Genomic DNA, 17,970 nt, shown 5'->3' on the forward strand with positions numbered 1-17,970 from the left:
AATTAAGGCAATAATTCTGGCCATACTTCCGCCAAAACTTTTTTCGTGTGGGCAAAGGTATAGTGACTAGCTTCTGCCAGACCTTTTGCCAAAATGGCATCTGAAATCACTTCAACCCCCACCACTTTTGGCAATATCCCCGCTTCTTTGACCATCTTGAGGAAGCCTGCTGTATCTTTCGCACCTGTTCCAGGTGCTAAGCGGTCGTGCATTGACTCATCACGTAAGATGGATGTGGCGTATGGACGTTCGTAGGCGTCATTGATTTGAATAGAGATAACCTTTGCAGCTTCTTCAGGGGTCAGGTCTCTATAGGGTTGATCTGCCCGTACCCAATGCCAAGTATCAAGAATTAACATGGCATTTTCAGCACCTGATTCTCTAACTACTGCATAGGCCTTATCGAAGGTTGGCAAGCCACTGTAAGGCATCGGCTCTACCCCAATGATCAAATCACCTGCACGTTGGCACAATTCTTTTAATTTTTGAGCGGTGTATTCAATCGAATAGTCTTCCATCAACCCGCAGTTAATATGACCTACCTTGAAAAGACGACACATATGAAAGCACAGTTGCTCTTTATATTTTTGTTCGTAACTTCTTTGGGCTTCTGCCCATTGGACGATGTATTCTACTTCTGAAACAATGAGTTGATATTTTTCAAGTATAGCTAGAATCTCTTGATCTGTCAAACCCTCATTCAAGGCATCAACATAGGTTTCAGCCCGCAGACCAATGGCTTCATAACCGGCTTCTTTAGCAGCTTTCACACGATCCTCAAAGCGACATTGATCGCCCAAGGTCCAAGAACTGATCGTAAGCGGTGACATACGTGACATCTTTGTGTCCCTCCCTTGTTAACTTTTTCACTTTCTATAGTTCATATTATAGAACGAAGGGACATAAATTACTAATGAATTTTTTCACAATAATTGATAGAAAAAATTTATATATTTTGTGATATAATAAGAGCAAGCAGAAAGAAGGAGGGCCTATGAACTTACAACATCTCCGCTACTTCCTAACATTAGCCAATTTAGAACATTATACTGAGGCTGCCAAAAGTCTGCACATTACCCAGCCGACCCTAAGCCACGCCATTGCCATGTTGGAAGAGGAACTCCAAGTCCCCCTATTGACCAAGCAAGGACGAAATGTCATCTTGACAGAACAGGGCAAGGAATTCTATACAACTGTCCAATCTTCCCTTGCCATTTTGGACTCAGGAGTACAAAATTTACAACGACGCTATACCAATAAGCCCAACATCCACTTGACCCTCCTTCGCGTTCTCGGCCGTAAAGCGGTTCCCCAGCTGGTACGCAAGTTCATAGAGTTCTATCCTGAAACAGATGCTATCTTTGATTTTCACAATGATAGTGGCATGTCACATGATATGATTGAAGGACTCATTAACGACAAATATGATTTAGCCTTTTGTTCCAAGCTAGATGACTATCCTACCATTTCTTATATCCCCATCTTCTCTCAAGATTTGGTCCTCATCGTTCCAAAGCTACACCCTCTCACCAAACAGGAGACAATCAGTCTGGAGGATACATTACTGTTTCCACAAGTCTGGTTTTCTAAACGTAGTGGTGTCCGTCCGGTCATCCAGCAGCTCTATCAACCCTTTGCTGAAAAACCTCACATCGCTTTTGAAGTCAGCGAAGATGAAACCGTCGCAGGTCTCGTTGCTCAAGGTTTTGGCCTAGCGATTATCCCCAAGTTTGATTTTCTAAATCGCATTGACGACATTGAGGTCATCGAAATGGAAGAACTGAAAGATGCCCGCATTTACTATGCTGCCTATCGTAAGGATAGGCTACTCTCCACAGATTTGAAAAACTTTATCGACTTCATCACCACTTCCTCAATGGAGCTGGAAATATAAGATACGAGGACGTTAAAAAAGCAAATGAAAAATAGGAGATTACCGATGTGTTCTATGAACACGAGGGAATCTATCCCTAAAGGGATTCTCAGCTGTAATCAGCTAAAGCTGAAACAGCTGCCTATCTTTTTTCCGAGCTTTTAGTCCGAGTTCAATTAAGATGTGAGGACGTTAAAAGGTCTAAGTGAAAATAGGAATTCTGACGCAGAGTCTAGAGACTCTAGGAGGAATTGTCTTTTTCACACAGACCTTAGTCCGAACTCAGTTACACAAGATACAAAGCCCGTGAAAAACTCAAAGTGAAAATAGGAAATCGAAGTAGGCGACTCCGACAACCGCTAACCTCGCTGTCTAATTTGTAGCCTCGGGTAGAAATAGTCACTCCTCTGACTATTTCTATCTTTTTTCTCACATTTTGAGTCCGAACTCAATTATATAAGATACGAGAGCATTAAAAAATAGGAAATCGGATGGATTACTAACGCAATCTGCTTCGATTTCCTATTTTTTAACTGTTCTCACATCCTGTATGCAATGTCAGTCAACATTCGTCGAGGATAGCAAAGCAGGTGAGCATCATATGGGACGATACCACTTATGCTCTTTAAAAATCAAAAGGAGCCTTCTTCAACTTATCTAGGTGAGTGAAAAGCTCCTATTTTTGCTTTGCTCACTTCACGTCCTTTGTATCATAACATCATTTCATCGTCTGTTAGTGTTTGACCACTATTTTTATGGAATAGCTCCATGAGATCTTGAACCGTCAAATTGGCTTTTTCTTCACCACGTACATCAACAACGATTTGTCCTTGGTGAAGCATTACCAAACGATTTCCGTATTCAATCGCATTTTCCATATTGTGAGTAATCATCAAAGCTGTCAACTTGTCTTTCGCAACGATTTTTTCAGTCAACTTCATTACCATATCGCTGGTTTTGGGATCAAGGGCTGCCGTATGTTCGTCTAGCAGCAAAACCTTAGGCTTGACGAGCGAAGCCATGAGGAGTGTCAAGGCCTGACGCTGCCCACCCGATAAGAATTGCGTATCCACCTTCATCCGATTTTCAAGACCTAGCCCCAATTCTTTTAGAGCTTCTTTGAAAATCTTGCGCTCACTATCCTTCACTCCCCAGCTCAAGCTACGAGAAAGACCACGACGATAGGCAATCGCCATATTTTCTTCAATAGTCAAGCGAGAGGCCGTTCCCATTTTGGGATCTTGGAAAACACGGCTGATGTCGCGCGCCCGTTTGGCTGCAGGGACATTCTTGATTGATTTGCCTTCCAATAAAATGTCACCTGAATCAACTGTCAAGGCTCCTGCCAAACTGTTCATCAATGTTGACTTACCAGCTCCGTTTCCTCCAATAATAGAGATGAAGTCTCCTTCTTCAACATCCAAATTCATGCCACGCAGGACATAGTTCTCATTGATTGTTCCTGCTTCAAAGGTCTTATGAATGTCTTGAATGGATAAAATTGTTGTCATTTTCTACTTCCTCCTAGGCTGATTTTTCTGACAGTGTTACTTTCGGAATCTGCCACTTTTTCTGTAATTCTGGTACAAACAGTACCACTGCAAGAAGGAGCGCAGAGAATAATTTTACCAAGTCCGCATCCATGCCCGGAATTTCAAGAATGGCTAGAATAATCAAACGATAGACAACAGCTCCAAGAACAACAGAGAGCAAGCGCCAACCAATACGAAGATTGCGCAAGATAACCTCTGCGATAATGACAGAAGCAAGACCGATTACGATGGTTCCTGTTCCAGAGTTCAAATCTGCATACCCATTGTTTTGCGTCAAAAGGGCGCCACAAAGTGCAATCAAGCCATTGGACAACATGTAGCCATATATCTTCATCTTATCAACATTGATTCCATTGGCCTCACTCATCGGAATGTTATCCCCTGTTGAACGAAGAGCTAGACCAACTTGGGTATTTAATAATAGGGTCAATAAAACAATCACAAGTACAACAAAAATCGCACCAATGAGCAGGACTGCATAAGTTTTAGACAAGCCCATTTTCTGCAGTTGAGTGACTAGAGTTTGTTGGCGTAAGAGTGCCACATTAGCCTTGCCGAGAATTTTCAAGTTAATGGAATACAAGCCTGTTAAGGTGACAATCCCCGTTAACAGGGCTGGAATTTTCATCTTGGTATGAAGTAGACCTGAAATCAGACCAGCAACCATACCGCCTACAAAAGCCAGCACGGTTGCGAGTAAGGGATTGAGACCATTTACGATTCCTGTAGCACAAATGGCTGCCCCCATGGGATAAGCCCCTTCTGCTGTCAGGTCAGCAATATCTAAAATACGAAATGTTAAATAAACTCCAATCGCCATGATGGACCACAATAGGCCTTGCGATATACTTGATAATATAAGATCCACGATGTTCTCCTTTAGTCGGGAGGAGTTGATTTCTTCTCCTCCTCCTTTTTTGATGGTTTAGTGTGATACGGACAGTTTTGATGTATCGATCCCTAATTTCTTAGCCATTTCTTCATTTACATGCAGGTCAACGGTTGCGGGATATTCGACGGCCGTCTTAGCAGGGTCTGCCCCCTCCATAATTTTAATAGCCATTTTAGCTGTTTGACGACCTAGGGCCTCATAGTTTGTTCCATAGGTCAACAAGCCACCTTCATCAACCATATCTGTCGAACCACCGATAACTGGTACCTTATACTGAACAGACAACTCACCAATCATGGTCATAGTGGAGGCAACAGTATTATCTGTCGGAATAAAGACCGCATCGACCGACTTCATCAAACTGGTTGCCGCATCTTGGACCTCATTGGTATTGGAAATACCTTTCATTACAACTTTATATCCTGCTTTTTCAAGCAAGGGCTTAGCCTCTTCAACTTGCACTTCTGAATTGCGTTCGCTCGTTGTATACAAGATTCCAACTGTTTTGGCACCTGGCACAGCCTGACCTAGCAATTCAATCTGTTTATCAATCGGTGCTTGGTCGCTGGTTCCTGTCAACAAGCCCCCAGGCTCCTTGATAGAACTAACCAAGTCGGCAGACTGTGGGTCGGTTACCGCTGTGAATAGAATCGGTGTATCCGCTGAAATAGTGGCCAAACTTTGAGCAGCCGGTGTTGCAATGGCTAGGACAATATCATTGTTACCAACTAATTGCTCTGAAATCGTTTGGAGATTAGCTTGATCTCCTTGCGCATTTTGATAGTCAAGGGTAATCTTTTCTCCCTCCTTATAACCATTTTCTGCTAATTCCGCCTCAAATCCTTTGCGAGCAGCTGATAAAGAGTCGTGTTCCATGTACTGTAGAATACCGACCTTTACTGTATTGTCGCTTTCTTTCTTGCTATCTGAGGTTGAACAAGCCGCAAGGGCAAGGGTACTAAGACCAACGATAGATGCATTCAGCAGATATTTTCCGATTTTATTCATAGATTTGTCTCCTACATTGTTTATTTTCCTAATTTTTTAATCATTTCTGGATCAATTCCAACTACTTTTGCCATTTCTTCATTAACAGCAATCGCTGCTGTTTCCGGTGTTTTCACTGCTAAATCTTCAGGCTTCTCACCTTTTAAGATACTGAGTGCCAACTCACCAGCCTGCACACCGATGGCATGGAAGTCTACTCCGTATGTAAAGAGAGTTGCTTCCAAGACCGCCTCATCACTCCCTATAGCTGGCACTTTTGCCTTCATCAAGACATCACCAATAGTAGAAGCTGTTGAGGCAACCGTGTTATCCAAAGGAAGGTAAATTGCATCTACCTGTCCTGCCAACGAAGTAATCGCTTGTTGAACATCGTTGGTAGAGGTAACAGTTTTCACAACGACCTTGAAGCCTTGTTCTTCTAACAACTTCTTAGCTTCCTTGGCCTGTACTTCTGAATTTACCTCACTTGAGTTATGGAAAATGCCGATCGTTTTCGCTGTTGGAACTACTGTTAACAATTTTTCAATCTGACCAGCCACATCTGTAGCATCTGTTGTCCCTGTCATATTACCGCCTGGTTTTTCAAAAGAATCGACCAAACCTGCAGCGACTGGATCAGAGACAGCAGTAAAGAGGGAAGGGGTCTCACTATCTGCACTCAATAAGGCCTGAGCAGCGGGAGTTGCTATGGCAAAGTTCACATCATTTTCCCCAGCTAATTGTTCGACCATTGTCTGTAAATTGGCTTGGTCTCCTTGAGCATTTTGGTAGTCTACTGTAAGATTTTTTCCTTCCGTGTATCCCCCTTTTTCCAGAGCCTCAAGAAAGCCTTTGCGTGCTTCTGATAGGGCATCATGCTCTGCGTATTGGATAATTCCAATCTTCACATTTTCGCTATTTGGTGACACGGATTTGTCCCCAGAGCTACAAGCAACGAGTGCTAGTGTTGAAAGAAGGGCTACTGAACCTGTAAAAAACTGCTTAAATCCCATAATCGAAATCTCCTTTATAGTAAAAAATAGTAAAAATAAGCAACCTTAGAAACGAGCCAAAAAACTCAGCTTATTTCTAGCTTATACTCAATAAAAATCAAAAGTAGACTAGGAAACGAAGCCGAAGGTGGAACTAGCGTTCACCGAGGTGAGTGGACGAAGTATCCTTTTGATTTTTAAAGAGTATTATAGTAGGTTGGGCGTCCCCTCCCTATTATCATCCTCCAACGTATCTTTTAGATTGCCACCTATTCCTAACATTCATTAGGTAAGCGACTCCACTCATGCCCTTTAACATCAAACTCAGAAAATAAGAGGGATGTTCAGTTCTCTCTGCCGCTGCGGCTCCTAGTCTGATAGTGATGTCATGGGGTATCAGTGACAAAAGCTAGCTGAAAGATGCTATAGTCATTTAGTTTATCTTCTATTACTTCGACGAGTGAAAAGCTCCAGTGGAGGTTTTCAGCCGACCACCTTTCATCAAAAAAGTGGTCGTTAGAAACTCCGTTTCCCTATTTCCAACTTCCAATAATCTCCCAGATTATTGGAACTCGCTTTGCCGTACTCTACGATTGTTACTGACTATCGTCAGTATGATTTCCAACCTTCAACAGTCATTAGACTGTTGAAGCAGCCTGCAGCTCGTTGCCTAGTACTAAAAGCAAACTAAAAGACTACACAATTCCTAGTGATGAGATAGGTCTGGACTACAAAAACGGGACCGCCTTAGATTTATCTAAACGGTCCCTCAATTCAAACTGTAAAATGAAAACAGACTGACTTGACATGCCATCTAGATGTATCATCTATGTAGGCATCGTCAAAACTACCACAGCCACATAGATACAAACGTTACGTTCCCGTGTTTGCATCCATGTTACCATGTCTACAAACACCATCTAAAGTAGCTGTAGAAATATGTATGATTGGTTGATGTTAGTTGACAACTCAATAACATATTATAGTTCTCCGTTTCTCATTTCTTTTAGGTTAGTACAATGATAAACTATTTTTATCCACTTGTCAAGAATTTTTATACACAATTTTTAAATTTGTTCAAATCTTATGACAATATGGGCATTGCTAGCCTAGCTATCAACTGCCGTCTCTTGTAAGCTCCCAAGTCAAGCGGACTGTAGGAAACTCCAATCATCTCCTAGACTATAGATAGGAGTCAATCCGCTTTACCTCCAACTTCCAATAGTCTACTAAACTATTGGAGTCGGTTCAAAAAACTACAATAATTCGTTTAAGGGCTTAAAAATAATTTTTTCTAAATCTGCAATATAGATAGAAAGCTGTTGCTGCTTGCTAAAGTATTCTGTCAAGAGAGAATTGTCTTGAATTTTTTGATTAAACTCCTGCAAGCGTCCCTGCAAATCACCATCTGGTAGTTGACCTGCCTGGAGTTGCTCTTGAACCTCTCTCTGAAAAGAGATGTACTCTTCCAATAACTTCTTCGCCTCTTTATCGGCTTCAACTGAAGCCTTGACTGCCTCAACTACCTTATACTCCGGTAACTGACGAATGCTACGTTCTAATTCGTTTGCAATATCATAAATGTTTTGTGCCATTGTTGTCTCCTAATCTACGAAAACTTGGTAGCTAGTTTGGGTACGGATGATGCCCTCAGCCCGCTCCAAATCTTCTTTATTTTTAAACGTAATTTGTAAAACACCGTGAATATCCGCCCGATTCTCCTCATTGATACGGATATTAACGACTGAAATTCCCCTCAGCAATTCAAGAACTGTTAAAATAGTATCTTCTTGATCGGGAATATTGATAAAAAGATCATAAAAGCTATCGATTCCAGCTCGCTTGTGGATTTCCATTTCCTTACGAATCTCCCGGCCTTGATTGAAAAACTGCCATATAGCATCTGCGTCACCCGCTTCAATCTGGTGCTGGATGACTTTCAGACGCTTTCCAAATTCTTCCAAGCGCTCAATGATGTTGCTTTGGTTGGTCAACAGAATGCTGGTCCACATCCCTGGATCGCTCTCTGCAATTCTTGTCATATCTCTGAACCCACCTGCTGCAAAATGCTGGGTAAAGGGATGATCTTGTCGATAAGTTCCTGCCTGGTTCATCAGACTGGAGGCCAGAATGTGGGGAAAGTGAGAAATCTGACTCGTCACACGGTCATGCTCGGCAGCGTCCATTTCCACAAAGCGCGCCTGGAGTCCTGAGAGAACCTCTTTTAAACGTGAAACCGTACTTGTTTGCGTCAGACGACTCGGCGTAAGGATATAATAAGCGTTCTCGAATAGATGGACATCCGCTGCATTGGCTCCTGTCTTGTGACTTCCTGCCATAGGATGCCCTCCGATAAACTGAAGGTTCTTTGCAGAAAGATAGGTTTCTGCAGCCTCTACAATCGCCTCCTTGGTCGAGCCTGCATCCGTCACGATAACCCCTTCTTTTAGGGGTAAGGTGGATAATTCCTCTAAAAAGCGGATAGTCTGCTGAATGGGTACACAGAGAAAAATCATATCAGCCTCTGCGGCAAAATGGCTGATATCGTCCGTTCCCTCATCAACAATCCCACGCTTCAAAGCGATTGTCCGAGACTGCTCGCCACGATTATAGCCGACAATTCGATACTCTGGATGAGCCTTACGAATCCCTAAAGCCAATGAGCTTCCAATCAATCCTAGCCCCACAATATAAATCGTCTTTGTCATCTTTTAAAATTCTTTCACAAATGTTCGATGTTGTGCCACTGCTTCTTTGAGTTCCTCCATATTGTCCGCGGAGAATTTTTCGATGATTTCAGTCGCAAGAACTGTTGCCACGACCGCTTCCATCACAAGACCAGCCGCTGGCAAGGCTGTTGGATCAGAACGCTCCACTGTTGCCTTGTAAGGCTCATGGTTATCAATATCAACAGACATCAAGGGTTTATAGAGGGTCGGAATCGGCTTCATGACCCCACGAACAATAATGGGTTCACCATTGGTCATTCCACCTTCAAAACCACCTAGGTTGTTGCTCAAGCGACGATAACCTGTTTCCTTTGACCAAGTGATTTCATCCATCACTTGACTCCCCTTACGGTAACCTGCTTGAAAGCCTAGACCAAATTCCACTCCCTTAAAGGCATTGATGGATACAACAGCTTGCGCCAGTTTTGCATCTAACTTACGGTCCCAATGGACATAGGAGCCTAAACCTACCGGAACACCGCAAACAATCGTCTCGACAACTCCACCAATGGTGTCCCCATCTCGCTTTACCTGATCAATGTAATCTTTGATTTCTTTCTCACGTTCTGGAGTAACAATAGATAGCTCTGACTCACTAGCACGGCTCCGAATCTCTTCTACTGTCAGTCCGTTGGGAATAGCGATTTCTTTACCGCCAAAAACGACTACATGATGAGCAGTCTCAATCCCCAACTCTGCCAACAGGCACTTAGCAACGGCTCCAATCGCCACCCGTATAGCGGTTTCACGTGCGCTCGAACGCTCCAAGGAATTGCGTAAGTCCTCAAAGCGATACTTGATTCCTCCGACTAAGTCGGCATGACCCGGGCGGGGATGCTTGATTCTCCGCTTGCTTTTAAGATGGGCTTCAATATCTTCCACCGCCATAATATCCAACCATTTTTGATGGTCCTTATTCATGACATGCAGCGTGATGGGAGCCCCTGTCGTTTTTCCATGCCGTACGCCAGAGGTGATGTCAACCTGATCTGTCTCAATCTGCATCCTAGCACCACGACCATAGCCACCTTGGCGCCGTTTCAAATCCTTGTTAATAGCTGCTGCTGTAAGACTTAATCCTGCTGGTACCCCCTCGATAATTGCTGTCAAGCGTGGACCATGAGACTCGCCTGCTGTCAAATACCGCATCTACTCCTCCAATACCGTCAATATCTTTTGTACATTCGCTAGGGACATCTGCCCTGGCGCACTTACTTCATCTAGGCTTGCAAAAGTCCAGCAAGAGCCTGTCAGCATTCCTGCAACACGCGATAATTTTCCCAAGGCTCCCATAGACATGGTCGCATAGGACTGCTCTGCATTAAGTGTCTTGAACCCACGTGTATAATTCATCACATCCAGTACATCCTGCTCCGTTTCTGCCATCACTGCCATCTTAACGACAGCAGGAGATAGGCTGGTCAATTCTGACATAATCTCCATATAATTTTCAGGAGTCTCTTCAAAGTTATGATAGCTTAAGACCAGATTTGGAAACTCCAACATTTGATCAAAGACTTCCTTGTGCGAATAGTATTCAAAATCGATAAATTCAGGTTGATAGAGACTGGCAATTTCCTTTAATAACTGGATATATTCTTCATTTGTCAACTCAATTTGACCACCTTCACGGCTTGTTCTCAACGTAAAGATGACCTCACGGCCGACAAATTTTTCAAAAACAGCTGGTGCAACCGTTAAAATCTCTTCTTTAGGAAGAAAATCAGCTCGCCATTCAATCAGATCAGCTCCTGCTAATCTGTCTAAATCGATATTGGCAACATCCTCGATACTACGAGGCATGACTGGTACTACTATTTTCATTTTTCTACCTGTATTGTAAAGACCTTGAGGTAATTACTACTTTCATCTTTTTTATTGAATACAAAATCGCTCGGAAGGCGATAGGTCTCGAGATAGCGATGTTTGCAATCACCGAATCCCTTTTCGATTTCTTTTCTAAATTTTTCGAGAGAGACATTTGCTGCATTGGTGGAGGTGATAAGAATCCCCTTTGGACTGAGAATATCAAGCGCTTGAGCAATCAACTTATGATAGTCCTTGGCTACTGAGAAGGTCTGCTTTTTATTGCGTGCAAAACTTGGAGGATCCAGAACAATCATATCATAAAAAAGTCCCTTTCGCTTTGCATATTTAAAATAAGCAAAGACATCCATTACATGGAAACGGTGATGATCCATCGCTAGGTTATTAGCTGTAAAATGCGCTGCTGATAGCTCTTGCGAACGTTTTGCCAAATCAACAGAGGTTGTCTGAGCAGCCCCTCCCACGGCAGCAGCTACTGAGAAAGCTGCTGTATAGGAAAACATATTCAAAAGACGTTTACCTGCTGCCAGCCCGTCAACTAAGGCTCCTCGGACCTCATGCTGGTCCAGAAAAATTCCCGTCATCAAGCCTGTATTCAAAAAAACTTGATAGGTGACACCATGTTCTCGAATAGGAAATGTCTCTGGAGCCTCATCTCCGTAAAGATGGGCAGATTCATAGTCTAGTCCCTTAAAACGAATTTTTTCGTAGGCTCCCCTAATCTCTGGATAAACCATTTGAAAAGCAGCAACTATCTCCTCTTTGAGGGAGTAGACATACTCATTATACCACCCAAAGACCGCATAATCGTTGTAACGGTCAATGGTGAGACCTCCAAATCCATCACCATCTTGATTAAACAAGCGATAAGCTGTGGTTCGATCAGAGGCTTCAAAGGAGCGACGTTTTGTTCTCGCTAGAGCAAATAGGTGCTGAAAAAAAGCTAGGTCCAAGGGCACCTTTTCTTTGGAAATCAACCACCCAACTCCCTTATGCTGGAGAGAAAGATAGGCTTGTCCTAAAAATCTTCCTTGTTGGTTCACTAGGTAGACCGAGGTATTTTCCATCTCAAGATGCGGCAGATCACGCGCTTCAAGCACACAAATTCCTTGCTGAATTTTTCGTTCTACAATGGGGCTTACTGTCAATTCTATCATAAGTTGATTATAACAAATTTTGTATTATATCTCAAAAAAACTTCTCTGATGAAGGAATATTTTAAAAATATGGTATAATGAACTAAGATTTTGTAAAAAGTACTACTACTAGAAAGGAAGGCTCCTGTGAACAAAAACCGCTACCTATTATCAAAAATTTTACGTTCTAGAATCGGCTTTATCCTCATTCTGGTCATGCTCTACTGGATAAAGACATTATGGGCTTACCTCGTTGACTTCAATTTAGATACCAAAAGTTTTTACCAACATTTTATCCTCTTTATCAACCCGCTTCCTGTCGGTCTCCTCTTTATTGGTCTAGCTCTCTACATAAAATCAACCAAGTGGTTTTATCGAACTGCTGGCCTTCTTTACTTCTTGTTGTTTTTATGGCTATTTTCCAATGCACTCTACTTTAGAGAATTTTCTGATTACATCTCGATTTCTACCATGATGGCGAGTTCAAGTGTTGCGGCTGGTTTATTTCAAACGACCGTCAAGGCTTTAAGACTATGGGATTTGATTTATTTCTTAGATTTTATTGGATTTGCCTATCTATACATGAAGAAAAAAATTCCTGTCGATGTGCAACCTTTCAACAAGCGGTCAAGTTTTGCAGTTACCGCCCTTTCCATCCTGCTCTTTTCTATCAATCTTTTTCTAGCAGAAATTGACCGACCAGAGCTATTATCACGTGGCTTTTCCAACACCTATATCGTCCGTGCCTTGGGGCTTCCTTCCTTCTTAGGCTACAATGCTTATCAGACCTATCATGCTCACAAAGATCGTTCCGAAGCATCGGCAGGGGACCTGAATCCCGTGAAGCAATACGTCGAGGAGCATTATGCCAAGCCAAACGATGAATACTTCGGCCTGGCAAAGGGACGCAATGTCATCTACATGCACTTGGAGAGTCTACAGCAGTTTATTATTGATTATAAATTACATGTCGATGGAAAAGAGTATGAGGTCACACCATTTCTAAACTCCCTTTATCACTCCAATTCTACCTTTGCTTTTTCCAATTTCTTCAACCAAGTAAAGGCTGGAAAAACATCCGATGCAGAAACCATGATTGAAACCTCACTCTTTGGACTCAATCAAGGTTCTTTCATGGTACAGTACGGGGGGAGCAATACACAGCAGGCTGCACCTCATATCCTCGCCCAAGAAGCCGGCTATACTTCTGCTGTTTTTCATGGAAATGCAGCTGCGTTTTGGAATCGAAACAACACCTACAAACAATGGGGCTACAATTACTTTTTTGATAAATCTTATTTCACGGCGACAACCGCTGAAAATTCCTTTGAATATGGCTTAAATGATAAGGTCATGTTGGCGGATTCCATCCGATACTTTGAACACCTCCAACAGCCTTTCTATACCAAGTTTATCACTGTCTCAAACCACTATCCCTATACGACAAGCCTCACAGGTGATGAAGTGGGATTTCCTTTAGCCAATACCAAGGATGAGACAATCAATGGCTACTTTGCTACTGCTAATTACTTAGATGCTTCTATCAAAGCCTTCTTTGACTATTTGAAAGCTACTGGCCTATACGAGAAATCGATTATTGTCCTTTATGGAGATCACTATGGAATCTCTAATTCCCGTAATCCAAGCCTGGCCCCTTTGCTCGGTGCTAATCCTGAAACCTGGTCAGACTATGACAATGCCATGCTCCAACGGGTCCCTTATATGATTGTGGTACCCGGAACAAACAAGGGACGAATCATCGATACCTTCGGAGGAGAAATCGATGCTCTCCCTACTCTAGAGCATCTGTTGGGAATTGATGCGAAAAAATACCTACAGGTTGGACAGGACCTCTTATCCAAGGATAACCAACAGATTGTCGCCCTCCGGACTCCAGGTAACTTCATTACGCCAGACTACACCAGCTATGCTGGTAAACTCTACAGCACTCCAACCGGAGAAGAGATTACCAATCCTGATGAAGATACACTCAAAAAGGTCGAAGAGATCCGCACGCACGTAAAAAACCAGCTGGCTGCTAGCGATGCCATCCAAACAGGCGACCTCCTGCGCTTCCTCAATAATGGTCTCCCGACTGTAAAAACGAAAGACTTCTCTTATATAGACTCTCTCAAAGCCCAACTGGCTATTGAGGAGGAGTTAGGGGACAAGTCAACCAGTCTCTACAGTCAAAAGGGTGGTCAATCAACCAGCGAACTGTTCCAAGCGCCAAGCTATCGCATCCTGCATGAGACAACACAGCCCTCAAGCACGAACGAAAGCTCCACCACAACTAATTCAACATCCAGCGAGAAAAAAGAGTAAGGACTGGGCATCTTCTGCCCAGTCCTTACTCTTTTTTCTACAGCCTTTTATTCCCTTGAAAAAGCAAAAAAGGCAGAATAGTCTACCTTTTTATGATTATTTGCCAAGTTTTGCTTTTGCTGCATCTGCAAGTGCTGTGAAAGCAGCTGCATCATTAACAGCAAGGTCTGCCAACATCTTACGGTTCACTTCGATTTCAGCTAACTTCAAACCATGCATCAGTTGTGAATAGGAAAGACCATTCATACGAGCTGCCGCATTGATACGTGTAATCCACAATTTACGGAAATCACGTTTCTTCTGACGGCGATCACGGTATGCATAGTAGTAAGAGTTCATGACTTGTTCTTTTGCTGTACGGAACAAGATATGTTTTGCACCATAATAACCTTTAGCTAATTTTAAAATACGTTTACGGCGTTTGCGTGATACAACGCCACCTTTAACACGTGCCATTTTATTGTCCTCCGAATAATTCTCTAATTTCTAGTAGTACGACTTATTTAAGTCCTGTTAGCATTGCTTTGATACGCTTGAAGTCACCTGAATGTACCATCGCTGCTTTACGAAGGTGACGACGTTGTTTTTTAGTCTTACCGTGGAAACGGTGGGAAGTATAAGCGCGGAAGCGTTTCAATCCACCAGAACCTGTACGTTTGAAACGTTTAGCTGATGCACGATGAGTTTTTTGTTTTGGCATGTTTATTCTCCTTTTGCTTAGTTAGCTTATTTTTTCTCCGAAGCTGGCGCAAGCTGCATGAACATTTGACGTCCATCCATCTTAGCTCGTTGCTCAATAATCGCAATATCTTGCGTTGCTTCAGCAAATTCGGCCAAGACCTTTGCTCCAACTTCTTTATGGGTAATCATCCGTCCTTTAAAGCGGATCGATACCTTTACCTTATTTCCTTTTTCAAGGAACTTACGGGCATTCCGAAGTTTTGTATCAAAGTCTCCCTTATCAATAGTCGGACTCAGACGTACTTCCTTGACAGTGACAACGCTCTGTTTCTTACGTTGCTCTTTTTGTTTTTTCTGATACTCAAATTTGAACTTACCGTAGTCCATAATTTTTGCAACAGGTGGTTTAGCTTGCGGTTGAATCAACACTAGATCAACATTAGCACTATCAGCTATTGCTTGGGCTTCGTTGAGCGGTTTAATTCCTAACTGTTCACCCTCGAGACCGATAAGACGAACTTCACGCACACGAATTTCATCATTGATGAACAAATCTTGCTTTGCTATGGCTTTCACCTCATTTTATTTTTTTCGAGAAAAGAAAATGAACTCGCCAACACAAGTCCACCACTACATCATTATCCTTCCGAAGAAATTGTAACACGTAGAGCCAGACAACGTTAGTCGCAAGGCGAGAAGCTCTCACTTCTGCTTTTCTCAATGCTACCAGTATACCAATACTTTTTTTACTTGTCAAGAATTTCGTTTACTTTTTTTGAAATAAATTCAACAACACCCTCAATGGAGACACCTGTCGTATCAAAAGTAATCGCATCATCTGCTGCCCTAAGAGGAGACACGGCCCGTGTACTATCCTTATGATCACGAAGAGCAATCTCTTCTTTTAAGCGCTCTAAATCAGTCGGAATTCCCTTAGCCTTATTCTCCTTAAAACGACGAAGGGCCCTTTCTTCGACCGAGGCGACAAGGAAAATCTTTAATGCTGCATCAGGAAGCACGACCGTTCCAATATCACGTCCGTCCATGACGATGCCCCCTTGAGCCGCAATCTTGCGCTGTAAATCAACCAATTTCTCACGAATCGGAGCAAGAGCTGACACCCAAGAAACATTGCTAGTCACTTGATTCTCACGAATGGCATGGGTAATATCCACATCACCCACAAAAACAAGTTGCTCCCCATTTTTATTTCGACCAAAACTGATAGGGAATTGATCCAAGAGGGCCACAATAGCTGCACTATCTTCTTGAGCCACCTGATGTTGCAAGGCTAAGTAAGTCGCAGCCCGATACATAGCCCCTGTATCCAAATAAGTATAGCCAAATCTTTTGGCAATCACCTTTGCCACTGTACTCTTACCACTCGATGCTGGACCATCGATGGCGATTTGAATGCTTCTCATAATTCCCCTTACTTGATTTTAACGAGGTCTCCTGGATTTGCCCACCAAGTGCCACCAGGTCCGGTCATTTTATCCGGATTCAAACGTTCCAACTCCTCAGGAGAAATACCCGCACGAGCTGCAATCATATCGCGTCCCTCTCCCGCTTGAACAGCAATCGTCTCACCGCTTACTGTAGCAGAAGATGAGGCTGTCTCCTCTGTACTACTATTGCTAGTGCTACTAGCCTCACTTGCTGAGACTGAGGCTTCTGACGACTGGCTAGTAGTGGAAGCCGTCACCTTTGTGCTGGTAGATTCCACCTTAGTCGTACTACTCGTGTTATAAAATTCTTGACTGGCGTCTGTCTTACTACCTCCATGAGATAAGTACACCATGGCAATGGTTGTAATAATGACAATAAACAAGAATAACACTGCTAAAATGCTTAGCACTCGAGTGCTTGAGCTACCTTTCGTCGAGCGGCTTCTTCTACTCTCTGTAGATTGATAAATTTCCTCATTCCAGGGTTCTTGTGACATGACTAATCTTTCTCCTTGTCTTTTTTATAAAATCTCATTACAATAATAATATGAAAACGACACTCTATCCAGAAAAATGTATTGCTTGCGGACTGTGCCAAACCATTTCAAGCGCCTTTGACTATAATGATGATGGAATCGTCTTGTTTGCTGATTACCCGCAAGAAAGGACCGTCACTCTGGCTGACTGTCCAGAGACGCTGCTAGCGGCTAAATCCTGCCCGACAAAAGCCATTTCCATCGACTAGCTAATCTTTACTCGCATAATATTCTTCAAAATAATCCTGTGTGACTAGATGATCGGTCAGGACAATCTCCCCTTGAAAGTGGGGATTGAGGGCCAGCGCATTGACAAAATACTTTTTAGGCCATTTGCGAATATAATAGATTTTTCCTTCTGGCATCTCTGTTGAAAAAATTTTCACGAATAGATAGGTTACTTCAATTTTAGAAATCGTATCGATTCCTATTTTTTTCGAAGCAAATGGATTTGCTGAAGCAATCCGTAGATACTCCTGTTCGATTACAAAATAACGATGCCAGCCTATGCCAAACATGATGATGACCAATATGAATAGCTGAATAATCGTATTCGATATGCGTAACCTTTCCAGTATCAGAGATAGGGCGAGAAAGGCAGGAGTAATGGATAAGGACCAATAGATAATCGACCATGACAATTCTGGCTGCCAATGATAGCGAACCTTACCAAATATCTTAATCATTTCGCTCCTCCTGTTACTTATTTTAGCATAAAATCAGAAAAATTTCATAGCAAACCCCTTTTGAGGATAAAAACTTTTCCTATCCAGTTACTCTCCCCTTTCTGAGGAATCGTTGATAGGCCATTTACTTTGGACGAAAGCTATCCAACAATCACAGAACGAAGCAACTCCAGTATCCGATGAAGATGTGACACAACATCCATCGTATCATCTAGGAGCAGATGAGGTTTGATAACTTGATGAACCACTTCCCGATACCTCTATATCATCCTATCGCACAAAAATCCCAGAATCACTCTGGGATT

The 17,970-nt window shown here is 42.7% G+C and carries 19 protein-coding genes; 3 read left to right on the forward strand and 16 right to left on the reverse strand.

Annotated elements, in window-relative coordinates:
• Window positions 1-2: 2 nt before the first annotated feature.
• The gene (locus tag BVE84_RS08075) at window positions 3-839 is read right to left on the reverse strand and encodes a sugar phosphate isomerase/epimerase family protein (protein ID WP_076996534.1); all 837 of its coding nucleotides are present in this window, start codon (window positions 837-839) and stop codon (window positions 3-5) included.
• 155 nt (window positions 840-994) lie between these two features.
• Between BVE84_RS08075 and BVE84_RS08080 the strand changes: the two genes are divergently transcribed.
• Window positions 995-1,894, forward strand: coding sequence for a LysR family transcriptional regulator (locus BVE84_RS08080; RefSeq protein WP_076996535.1), 900 nt, complete (start codon window positions 995-997; stop codon window positions 1,892-1,894).
• Between the two features lie 689 nt (window positions 1,895-2,583).
• Here BVE84_RS08080 and BVE84_RS08085 read toward each other — a convergent pair.
• The 9 genes from BVE84_RS08085 to BVE84_RS08125 all read right to left on the reverse strand — a co-directional run bounded on the left by BVE84_RS08085 (window position 2,584) and on the right by BVE84_RS08125 (window position 12,010).
• Window positions 2,584-3,384: an ABC transporter ATP-binding protein gene (locus BVE84_RS08085; RefSeq protein ID WP_076996536.1), complete on the reverse strand. Its 801-nt coding sequence runs from the start codon at window positions 3,382-3,384 to the stop codon at window positions 2,584-2,586.
• Between the two features lie 13 nt (window positions 3,385-3,397).
• Window positions 3,398-4,294 carry an ABC transporter permease gene (locus BVE84_RS11165; RefSeq protein ID WP_076996537.1) on the reverse strand — a complete coding sequence of 299 codons (897 nt, stop codon included), beginning with the start codon at window positions 4,292-4,294 and terminating at the stop codon, window positions 3,398-3,400.
• Window positions 4,295-4,351: 57 nt separating this feature from the next.
• Window positions 4,352-5,326, reverse strand: coding sequence for an ABC transporter substrate-binding protein (locus BVE84_RS11170; RefSeq protein WP_076996538.1), 975 nt, complete (start codon window positions 5,324-5,326; stop codon window positions 4,352-4,354).
• A 20-nt stretch (window positions 5,327-5,346) separates the two neighbouring features.
• Window positions 5,347-6,318, reverse strand: coding sequence for an ABC transporter substrate-binding protein (locus tag BVE84_RS08100; RefSeq protein WP_076996539.1), 972 nt, complete (start codon window positions 6,316-6,318; stop codon window positions 5,347-5,349).
• Window positions 6,319-7,553: 1,235 nt separating this feature from the next.
• Window positions 7,554-7,892, reverse strand: a complete 339-nt coding sequence (locus BVE84_RS08105; RefSeq protein WP_076996540.1) for a YlbF/YmcA family competence regulator — start codon at window positions 7,890-7,892, stop codon at window positions 7,554-7,556.
• A gap of 9 nt (window positions 7,893-7,901) precedes the next feature.
• Window positions 7,902-9,005: a prephenate dehydrogenase gene (locus BVE84_RS08110; protein ID WP_076996541.1), complete on the reverse strand. Its 1,104-nt coding sequence runs from the start codon at window positions 9,003-9,005 to the stop codon at window positions 7,902-7,904.
• Window positions 9,006-9,008: 3 nt separating this feature from the next.
• The gene (aroC, locus tag BVE84_RS08115; RefSeq protein WP_076996542.1) at window positions 9,009-10,175 is read right to left on the reverse strand and encodes a chorismate synthase; all 1,167 of its coding nucleotides are present in this window, start codon (window positions 10,173-10,175) and stop codon (window positions 9,009-9,011) included.
• Entirely contained in the window at window positions 10,176-10,850 is a 675-nt protein-coding gene (gene aroD / locus BVE84_RS08120; protein WP_076996543.1) for a type I 3-dehydroquinate dehydratase, read from the reverse strand.
• Window positions 10,847-12,010: a class I SAM-dependent rRNA methyltransferase gene (locus BVE84_RS08125; protein WP_076996544.1), complete on the reverse strand. Its 1,164-nt coding sequence runs from the start codon at window positions 12,008-12,010 to the stop codon at window positions 10,847-10,849. The genes aroD and BVE84_RS08125 overlap by 4 nt, the downstream gene beginning before the upstream one ends.
• Before the next feature lie 126 nt (window positions 12,011-12,136).
• Between BVE84_RS08125 and BVE84_RS08130 the strand changes: the two genes are divergently transcribed.
• On the forward strand, window positions 12,137-14,314 hold the full coding sequence (locus BVE84_RS08130) for an LTA synthase family protein (RefSeq protein WP_279625869.1): 2,178 nt from the start codon (window positions 12,137-12,139) through the stop codon (window positions 14,312-14,314).
• Window positions 14,315-14,410: 96 nt separating this feature from the next.
• On the opposite strand, the gene rplT is transcribed toward BVE84_RS08130, so the two are convergent.
• The 5 genes from rplT to BVE84_RS08155 all read right to left on the reverse strand — a co-directional run bounded on the left by rplT (window position 14,411) and on the right by BVE84_RS08155 (window position 16,940).
• Window positions 14,411-14,770 carry a 50S ribosomal protein L20 gene (gene rplT, locus BVE84_RS08135; RefSeq protein ID WP_000124834.1) on the reverse strand — a complete coding sequence of 120 codons (360 nt, stop codon included), beginning with the start codon at window positions 14,768-14,770 and terminating at the stop codon, window positions 14,411-14,413.
• A 43-nt stretch (window positions 14,771-14,813) separates the two neighbouring features.
• A complete protein-coding gene (gene rpmI / locus BVE84_RS08140; protein WP_003025048.1) occupies window positions 14,814-15,014 on the reverse strand; it encodes a 50S ribosomal protein L35 in 201 nt (66 codons plus the stop codon).
• Between the two features lie 26 nt (window positions 15,015-15,040).
• Window positions 15,041-15,571 (reverse strand): translation initiation factor IF-3, encoded by a 531-nt coding sequence (gene infC / locus BVE84_RS08145; RefSeq protein ID WP_075098933.1) that lies wholly within the window; start codon window positions 15,569-15,571, stop codon window positions 15,041-15,043.
• A 170-nt stretch (window positions 15,572-15,741) separates the two neighbouring features.
• Window positions 15,742-16,419 (reverse strand): (d)CMP kinase, encoded by a 678-nt coding sequence (cmk, locus tag BVE84_RS08150; RefSeq protein ID WP_076996545.1) that lies wholly within the window; start codon window positions 16,417-16,419, stop codon window positions 15,742-15,744.
• Between the two features lie 8 nt (window positions 16,420-16,427).
• Window positions 16,428-16,940: an SAG1386/EF1546 family surface-associated protein gene (locus BVE84_RS08155; RefSeq protein ID WP_076996546.1), complete on the reverse strand. Its 513-nt coding sequence runs from the start codon at window positions 16,938-16,940 to the stop codon at window positions 16,428-16,430.
• 50 nt (window positions 16,941-16,990) lie between these two features.
• Here BVE84_RS08155 and BVE84_RS08160 point away from each other — a divergent pair, with 50 nt between their 5' ends.
• Window positions 16,991-17,188, forward strand: coding sequence for a ferredoxin (locus BVE84_RS08160; protein ID WP_076996547.1), 198 nt, complete (start codon window positions 16,991-16,993; stop codon window positions 17,186-17,188).
• On the opposite strand, the gene BVE84_RS08165 is transcribed toward BVE84_RS08160, so the two are convergent.
• Window positions 17,189-17,665: an EbsA family protein gene (locus BVE84_RS08165; RefSeq protein ID WP_076996548.1), complete on the reverse strand. Its 477-nt coding sequence runs from the start codon at window positions 17,663-17,665 to the stop codon at window positions 17,189-17,191.
• Window positions 17,666-17,970 lie beyond the last annotated feature (305 nt).

This window comes from Streptococcus azizii (assembly GCF_001984715.1).
Lineage (GTDB): Bacteria > Bacillota > Bacilli > Lactobacillales > Streptococcaceae > Streptococcus > Streptococcus azizii.

Bases quoted from the DNA above. Each gene is read 5' to 3' on its own strand.
- rplT (WP_000124834.1), bottom strand. From the start codon at position 14,770: ATGGCACGTGTTAAAGGTGGCGTTGTATCACGCAAACGCCGTAAACGT.
- cmk (WP_076996545.1), bottom strand. From the start codon at position 16,419: ATGAGAAGCATTCAAATCGCCATCGATGGTCCAGCATCGAGTGGTAAG.
- BVE84_RS08155 (WP_076996546.1), bottom strand. From the start codon at position 16,940: ATGTCACAAGAACCCTGGAATGAGGAAATTTATCAATCTACAGAGAGT.
- BVE84_RS08080 (WP_076996535.1), top strand. From the start codon at position 995: ATGAACTTACAACATCTCCGCTACTTCCTAACATTAGCCAATTTAGAA.
- BVE84_RS08085 (WP_076996536.1), bottom strand. From the start codon at position 3,384: ATGACAACAATTTTATCCATTCAAGACATTCATAAGACCTTTGAAGCA.
- rpmI (WP_003025048.1), bottom strand. From the start codon at position 15,014: ATGCCAAAACAAAAAACTCATCGTGCATCAGCTAAACGTTTCAAACGT.
- BVE84_RS08075 (WP_076996534.1), bottom strand. From the start codon at position 839: ATGTCACGTATGTCACCGCTTACGATCAGTTCTTGGACCTTGGGCGAT.
- aroC (WP_076996542.1), bottom strand. From the start codon at position 10,175: ATGCGGTATTTGACAGCAGGCGAGTCTCATGGTCCACGCTTGACAGCA.
- BVE84_RS08160 (WP_076996547.1), top strand. From the start codon at position 16,991: ATGAAAACGACACTCTATCCAGAAAAATGTATTGCTTGCGGACTGTGC.
- BVE84_RS11170 (WP_076996538.1), bottom strand. From the start codon at position 5,326: ATGAATAAAATCGGAAAATATCTGCTGAATGCATCTATCGTTGGTCTT.
- BVE84_RS08100 (WP_076996539.1), bottom strand. From the start codon at position 6,318: ATGGGATTTAAGCAGTTTTTTACAGGTTCAGTAGCCCTTCTTTCAACA.
- BVE84_RS08165 (WP_076996548.1), bottom strand. From the start codon at position 17,665: ATGATTAAGATATTTGGTAAGGTTCGCTATCATTGGCAGCCAGAATTG.
- BVE84_RS08125 (WP_076996544.1), bottom strand. From the start codon at position 12,010: ATGATAGAATTGACAGTAAGCCCCATTGTAGAACGAAAAATTCAGCAA.
- aroD (WP_076996543.1), bottom strand. From the start codon at position 10,850: ATGAAAATAGTAGTACCAGTCATGCCTCGTAGTATCGAGGATGTTGCC.
- BVE84_RS08110 (WP_076996541.1), bottom strand. From the start codon at position 9,005: ATGACAAAGACGATTTATATTGTGGGGCTAGGATTGATTGGAAGCTCA.
- BVE84_RS08105 (WP_076996540.1), bottom strand. From the start codon at position 7,892: ATGGCACAAAACATTTATGATATTGCAAACGAATTAGAACGTAGCATT.